We start from the raw sequence: 7,125 nt of genomic DNA, 5'->3' as shown, positions 1-7,125 counted from the left end.
TTTTTTGTTATTCGCACAACGGCATCCAGGTTCTTAAACTCACAAGGACACCGATAGCTGGACTCCAGTCCCACACAAACAAGCAAAAACTCACAGCGAATCCTTGTCGGTCGGAGCTCACGGCGCACATAGAAGGGGGAAAACGGTGGCTGGCCACATCAAAACAAACTAAAAGCCCGGTCCGAATGGATATATCCCATGAGGCTTTTTCTAGGTCACTACAGGCAGCAATGTCAGGAACTACGGCTAACATTAGTGCAATCGACAAAAATCCGAAGCGCTATTCAGTCGGTGTCCAGAAACAGCTCCGGCCTTTGTAAAAAGGCTTTCATGAAGGAGACGTTCTCAACGTCTTCGTATTCGGTCTGGGTGATCCCATGTCTGTCCAATTGGAGAATTGTGGCGCCTGGCAGAGCCAACAATATGGGTGAGTGGGTGGCGATGATAAATTGAGCGCCACCAGTTGCGAGATCCTGGATCAGGAAAAGCAGGGATAGCTGCCTCGCCGGCGAAAGAGGTGTCTCCGGCTCATCCAGGAAGTACAAGCCACCGGTGTGGAGCCGCGAACCCAATATTTTCAGAAATGTCTCACCATGAGAGCGGCCGTCAGGATCGCTTTGTCGGATGGATCTTGCCGTATCCAAAAGCATGTTTGCCGCCGTTGCACTAGGGCGGTCCGAGGCCATGATCTCCGAAGCCTCGGCCTCAAGGTCTGATGCTTCGGCAATCTCAGCCTTGATGAACCCGTAGACATCCTCCGCTCGCAAGAACATTTTTGTCTTTGGCCGGGATCTGCGTTCAAAATAAAAGGCTTCAGCTACCAGGCGCGCATGGTGAAGGAGCGGATCGCTTGCCACCGAGTTGTTGGAACCGACTGCATAGGCCCCCATGCCGTAAGCCAGACCCTCAAGTAAGGTAGATTTGCCGGATCCATTGTCGCCTACAAGAAATGTCACCGAAGTGGTGAAGTCCAGGACGTTAAATGAATTCAGTGACTGTACGGTCCATGGGAATTCTTCGGCGGCCTGCGTGACTTTTTTTCGTTTTATCCTGTCCAGATACACGAGAAAAATTGTCCTTTGAAAAGCAATCCAGATTGCGTTTTGACGATATCGGACAGTTTGAAGAATCGTTCATATGTCCATTTTGCAGAAGTTACCTATAGTGAGACAATAGCCACAACCCGTCAGGCGACGTCCCGAATTAGCTCGCCGATGGAGCTTTGATTATTCTTGCCGATAAGGAGGCCGCTTTGTCTCGTTGCAACGTTTGGTGAGATTGGACCAGCAGGTGGTGTGGGGCCAGCTCTGGACTTTTAAAAATCCAACCTTGAGCCATGCGGACAGCCTATCGACTGAAAGCGTGACAAGATCCTGCTGTATAAAGCAAAAATCGTAGAGGTAGATGTGAAGGTGCTTACGACCTTACTAAAAGAGAGGGTATGTACGATTTAGCGGAGCCTATCGGCGGGCAAATCAAAATTGACAATGCAATGGTTTGCGATACTATTTCGCTAATACTGATTTTAAATTGAAGAATAATATTTGCGCTCGCACGGTCTTTAACATCGAACGGATACCGGCGTGAACCAGCTGATGAGGCTGGATACAGAACTTCCGAGTGATTTTTCAATGTCGGGCGACGCAGTCGTTTCGGCCTTACGACGACTGACGATTACCGTTTTTCCTTTGTTTTTCGCAAAATGAATATGGTCCGCTATGTTTTCCACTTCGCAACAAAGCTCACAATTCAATTATTCCGTACATGGTCTGCGCGGCGTTGCGTCCATCATGGTGCTGATTGCCCATATTCTCGGTGGTACGGCCGAGCACATTTACAATGACAGGCCGGGATATGTTGAAGGGATTGTGCCGTTTCACAATTTCGGAACGTTTGGCGTGATGCTGTTCTTCGTCATCAGCGGGTTTGTCATCCTGCCGAGTGTGATGAGATATTCTCCAAAAGAATTTGCCCTGAGGCGGCTGCTGAGGCTCTATCCACTCTTTCTGGTGTCGACATTGTTCTTTGCCGTGCTCAATGGCGTGACAAACAGATATCCGGACCTGAACAACCTTGAGTCAGTCTTCTTTTCCCTGACCTTCCTGGACTTGTTCACGCCGACTAAGCAGGTTGCGCCGAACGCCTGGAGCCTGAGCTATGAGGTGATTTTCTATACGCTGTCGTGCATGACGTATTTTTTCCTGACACGGAAAATGAACATTTTCTGGAAGGTGGCATCCCTCGCGATACCGATCCTGTTCACATACCACTATCCGAAAGCCCTGTTCTTTCTGTCCGGGGCTGCCATTTTCTGGCTGTACAAGAGTGAGATTACGCGAGGACTGAAATACACCAAAACACTTGAGGCAATTGCCTTTGTCGTCTGGGTCTATCTGGCAACCACGTGGGACTTCAAGTTTCGGACCTACGAGTTCTACGATGCCTATCCGACCATCATTCCGGCTCCGGCCCTGCTGGTCCTGTCCACCGCGACCTATTTCTTCTTTGCCGCTTCGAGAGACAGTCTGACCGGAAAATTGCTGAGCAACCGGGTCATGTTCTATTTCGGAACCATAAGCTACAGTTTCTATCTCGTTCATCCATATATCTATTTCGCGACGAGGTACCTCTTCTCATCCATGAATATGTTTGGCGAAAACATATTCCTGTCGTTGCTGCTGTTCGGGACGACGGTGTTCTGCCTGACGACGCTTTTTTCGCATTTTTCCTATCTGATATTCGAGCGGATGCCGTACCAGATCTATTTCGGGCAGAAAATCTATCGAAGCAGACGGGTTCAAAACGCTTAACAGCGTTGCGTGTACCGTCAATAACCGGTCGGTGCCGGCCCACGGGATGTGTGGCGGCATCGAGGCCTGTCAGAAACTTTCCGGCAAGATGCGGTTGGGCCGTCTCAGACGGACACCGTTGCGTGAGACCTGGGTGACATCGCAAGCGATCGGTTGGCGATCGAAACGACCTTTTCGGCCAACTCGACGATCCTCTCGTGTTCCCAGGTGGTATCAACGAGGAACGCAAGGCTTGTCTCACCCAATTGTCTGGCAACGGGAAGCGGCTCGGTGGGACCGAGCCCTTGATCGCGAAAGATTGCTTCGCGGTAGACTTCGGAACAACTTCCGGAAAACGCCGGCAGCCCGGCTTCGGCAATTTCGGAGAGGATCCGGTCACGCGACCAGCCGTCGGCCATGGCTTCAGGACGCACAAATGCGTAGAACCGATAATAGGCATGGGTGAGAGACGGAGCGGGGAGGGGCACCCGCAAGGCACTCGACCCACTGAGGATCTCGGCAAGCGTCATGGCATTACGCGTCCGGTGGGCGCGCGTTTCGCCGAGCCGCGACAATTGTATGCGCCCGATTGCAGCTGAAAGTCCCGTCATGCGAAGGTTGGTGCCCGGGCCTGAATCATGCAGCCACCGGAAGCCGGGCAGATGGGGCTTTTCGAATACCGTCTTGTAGCCCTTGCCGTGGTCCTTGAAGCTCCAGGCACGAGACCAGAGGTCGGGGTTGTCGGTGAGCAGCATTCCCCCTTCGCCGCCGGTCGAGATTATCTTGTCCTGGCAGAAGGAATAGGAGCCGAAATCACCCAGTGTGCCCACATGCCGCTGACCGATCATAGCGCCGTGCGCCTGGGCGCAATCCTCAATCACCCACAAATCGTGGGCGCGGGCGAGGTCCAGGATGCCGTCCATGTCGCAGGGCCAGCCTGCCAGATGTACGGGAAGGATGCCGACTGTTCGCGGGGTGATGAGGGGCGCAATCGTCTGCGGTGTGATGTTCTGACTGTCCGGATCGATGTCTGCGAAGACGGGGATTCCTCCGGCAAGAAGCACGCAGCTGGCAGAGGCTACGAAGCTGCGCGGCGTCACAATGACTTCGTCGCCCGGTTGAACGTCGAGAACCCGCAGCGCCGTGTCCAGGGTAACCGAGCCGTTGGCCATTGCGATTGCGTGAGCGGCGCCCGTGTAGTCGCGATATTCGGTCTCGAAGGTGGAGATGTCCGGGCCGGTCCAGGCATTCACCTTACCGGACCGGAGGATGCCGGTGACGGCGTCGATCTCTTCCTCAGTGTAGACTGGCCATCCACCCATGTTCCTCTCCCCTTAGACCACACACCGCACGAGGACGAACCCCTCGGCGGCAGAACGGTGAACGGTTGCTCCGCGCAAGGTGGCCAGGGCCCTGAGGGCCTCCACCGATCTTTCGTGCGGGGCCTCGCGAACCTGACTTGCGAACAGCTGGAAAGCTTCAAGCTTGCGATCAAGCGTTGCTGAAATGTCCACGAAGACGTTCGGAACGAATGCCGGCGTGAGGTACGGCGCATTCCAGTTGGTTTCCGACAGCGTTTCGTAAGCGGCGATGACCGACGGATGTTTTGCCTGATGCGGTCGGCTGGCGACCAGCGTGGACAGGAAGCAGAGCTGATGGTCGAGGTGGATGTCGCCCGGATGCGGAGCGAGGACCAGAGACGGGTCAAGATCCCGCACGAGTGTCCCCAGCCCGCCGTTCAGTTCGGCATGAGGATGCTCGGCCAGTTCTGCTGCCGGAAAATCAAGCCAGTGGGTCTGCGAAATGCCAAGATGCGTGTGTGCGGCCGCGGCTTCTTCACGAACCTTGCTGGTCTGCTCGTCAGAGAACCGGGGCGCGCGGCCACGTGTGACGATTGCGACATGCACCGTTCTGCCCTGATCGGCAAGACGTGCGATTGTGCCTCCGGCACCCAGCACCTCGTCATCAGGATGAGGCGCGATCACGAGTGCCGGACCGTCGCCATTGAAGATTGGAGAATTCATGATACTGCCCGACTGCTAAGTTTGGAATGAAGACCGGGGCACCGGTCCGGTCCGGTCCATTCGAGAATTTCAAGGCATAGCCCATCGCCGCACGCGACGGTGAAGACCGACCCGTCAACTGCCTGGACCTGGCCTGGCAGGCCGATGTAGCGGCCTTTGTGAGGACAGTGCCTTGCGCGGAGCACAGTCAGCGTGCTGCCGTTGGATGTCTGGGTAAAAGCGCCGGGATACGGAGGGCCAACGGCCCGGATAAGCCGGTCGATTTCGGCCGCAGGGCGGGTCCAGTCGATAAGGCCATCTTCCGGGCGTCGCCGCGCGCATATGCTGACGCCGTCTTCCGATTGCGGTTCCGACGGGACGTCACCCGACCGAATCCTGGTCAGGAGGGGAGGGAGCATCTGCGACACCGCATTTCGGACGCGGTCGTAAAGCTCGCGGGCGGTGATTGTGTCCGGGTCTATTTCATACAGCATCTGCGCTGCGACCGGTCCGTCGTCCACGCCCTCGCCAAGCCAGAACAGCGTTGCGCCGGCCTCTGCCTCGCCCTGCAGGATTGTCCAGGGAATAACGCCCCGACCGCGCAGGCGGGGCAGCGCTGAGGGATGAAAACCGATACAGCCAAGCCGGGGAATCGCGCGAAAATCCGGCCCGCAGATCTGGGACCAGCCGATGACAAGTATCAAATCAGGCGCGACGTCCCGAAGGACCTTGAGCGTCTCCTCGGAGTCGGATCGTGAGGTGTGGTGAACCGGCACGCCGTATTTTTCCGCCATCGGTGCAAGATCGGCAAAATCGGAATGGCGTGCGGACAGTTCCGGTGGCAGCGTCACCACGAGGGACGGAATGTGACCGGCAGCGCAAATTGCGGTGAGAGCTTCAAGCGAGCCTTCAACCGCGCCCACAAAGACAGTCTTCATGCGGAAACCCGGTTGTTTTCTATCCCGTTATCGAGATCTTGCCAGGAGCTGGCGTCGTCCAGTCGGCTCGCGTTGCGGTGCTCACCGAACAGGGCGACCCCGACAGTTTCAAAGATGATCTTGAGATCGAGCGCCGCGGACCGATGGGCAATGTACCAAAGGTCTAGCCGTAATTTTTCTTCATTGCTCAACGCCGTATTGCCGCTGACCTGCGCCCATCCTGTCAGCCCGGGTCGTACGGATCCGCGCCTCTGTCCGTCCGGACCGAATTGGACGATTGTTTCCGGCTTCAGCGGGCGCGGCCCGACCAAGGCCATGTCACCACGAATGATCGACAACAGTTGCGGATATTCATCAAGACGCATGCGTCTCAGCAGTTTTCCAGCAGCAGAAACGCGTTTGTCATCGGGGAGCAAGTTCCCGCTCGCGTCACGTGCATCACTCATGGTGCGGAGCTTGGCAAGACAGAACACCGTGCCGCCTTTGCCCGCACGTGTTTGCGTGAAAAAAACCGGCTGGCCAAGCGTCAGAAACGTGGCGATGGCTGCGAACAGAAACAATGGAAACGCAACGATAAGGGCGCAAAGGCACAAAAAAATTTCGATAAACCTGTTCATCGGAATCCTTGGCTCCTGAAATCATAAAAAAACTCAGAGAAAATTCTGAAGGCCAATAAAACCAGAATAAAAAATATCGATCCCCCAAGAAGCATCGATCCCACATTATTGGCAACCTCGCGAGAATTTACAAGTGAAACTCTCATTTCGAATCGAACATTTGGCCTGTCCTGCGAAAATGCCTTCGAGGAAGCCTTTTAAAATCTGCCAATTTTCGGGTGTAGGAGCGTATCGGAAATCCTTGTTTCACAGCCTCTGGAAAAAATGTCGGCATGGTTGTGTTTAGAACTCGAAGCGATCCTGTGTTGAACTTTTTTGTCCTTCTCTGTGTTGACCTGACCGCTCTGGCAGCTGCGTGATCCGCGTGGCGACTGTGTGCGCATTCTGCTGACACGGAAACGCGCCGCAGGCGACCTGAAACAGGCTCGGCGATTATGACGATGGTGTTTTTTCCACTGTCAAAGCGCATTTCGCGTAACATACAGATTTTCATAAAGTTTTCTATTTCATTTTGGAGTTCAGAAAGGCCGGAAAAGGGGCTTTTTGAAACGATTAAAAAATTTTGTGGAAAAAAACTATTTATTAACCTTGGGGAATGTGTTACACCATCGGTTGAAATTGCAAGACTAAATTTGACATGGAAACCTGTGACGTTTGCGCTTGTTTCGTGTTCTGAAGATTATATTTTATAAATCAGATCATCATTTTAAGTGATCAATGCCCAATTAATGGGAAAATCTTCGGAAAAATTGGAAATATTTATCGTTACTACATTCTT

Annotated in this window: 6 protein-coding genes; 1 reads left to right on the top strand and 5 read right to left on the bottom strand. The window is 54.1% G+C overall.

Going from position 1 to position 7,125, the window contains the following annotated elements; genetic code table 11:
* Positions 1 to 284 precede the first annotated feature (284 nt).
* Positions 285 to 1,064, bottom strand: a complete 780-nt coding sequence (locus FMN63_RS06280; protein WP_205513867.1) for an AAA family ATPase — start codon at positions 1,062 to 1,064, stop codon at positions 285 to 287.
* 654 nt (positions 1,065 to 1,718) lie between these two features.
* On the opposite strand from FMN63_RS06280, the gene FMN63_RS06275 reads away from it, so the two are divergent.
* Positions 1,719 to 2,810, top strand: a complete 1,092-nt coding sequence (locus FMN63_RS06275; protein ID WP_148583086.1) for an acyltransferase family protein — start codon at positions 1,719 to 1,721, stop codon at positions 2,808 to 2,810.
* Between the two features lie 104 nt (positions 2,811 to 2,914).
* Here the strand turns inward: FMN63_RS06275 and FMN63_RS06270 are convergent, their stop codons facing one another.
* The 4 genes from FMN63_RS06270 to FMN63_RS06255 are packed head-to-tail and all read right to left on the bottom strand — an operon-like array spanning position 2,915 to position 6,347.
* Positions 2,915 to 4,111, bottom strand: coding sequence for a DegT/DnrJ/EryC1/StrS aminotransferase family protein (locus FMN63_RS06270; RefSeq protein WP_148583085.1), 1,197 nt, complete (start codon positions 4,109 to 4,111; stop codon positions 2,915 to 2,917).
* A 12-nt stretch (positions 4,112 to 4,123) separates the two neighbouring features.
* A complete protein-coding gene (locus FMN63_RS06265) occupies positions 4,124 to 4,813 on the bottom strand; it encodes a PIG-L deacetylase family protein (RefSeq protein ID WP_148583084.1) in 690 nt (229 codons plus the stop codon).
* Positions 4,810 to 5,730 (bottom strand): methionyl-tRNA formyltransferase, encoded by a 921-nt coding sequence (locus FMN63_RS06260; protein ID WP_148583083.1) that lies wholly within the window; start codon positions 5,728 to 5,730, stop codon positions 4,810 to 4,812. The genes FMN63_RS06265 and FMN63_RS06260 overlap by 4 nt, the downstream gene beginning before the upstream one ends.
* On the bottom strand, positions 5,727 to 6,347 hold the full coding sequence (locus FMN63_RS06255; protein WP_148583082.1) for a sugar transferase: 621 nt from the start codon (positions 6,345 to 6,347) through the stop codon (positions 5,727 to 5,729). Before FMN63_RS06255 ends, FMN63_RS06260 begins: the two co-directional genes overlap by 4 nt.
* Between the last annotated feature and the right edge of the window lie 778 nt (positions 6,348 to 7,125).

It is taken from the genome of Stappia sp. BW2 (genome assembly GCF_008107695.1).
Taxonomy (GTDB): Bacteria; Pseudomonadota; Alphaproteobacteria; order Rhizobiales; family Stappiaceae; genus Roseibium.
Note: the sequence above shows the minus strand (reverse complement) of the source record. Positions and strands in the feature narration are given on the sequence as shown.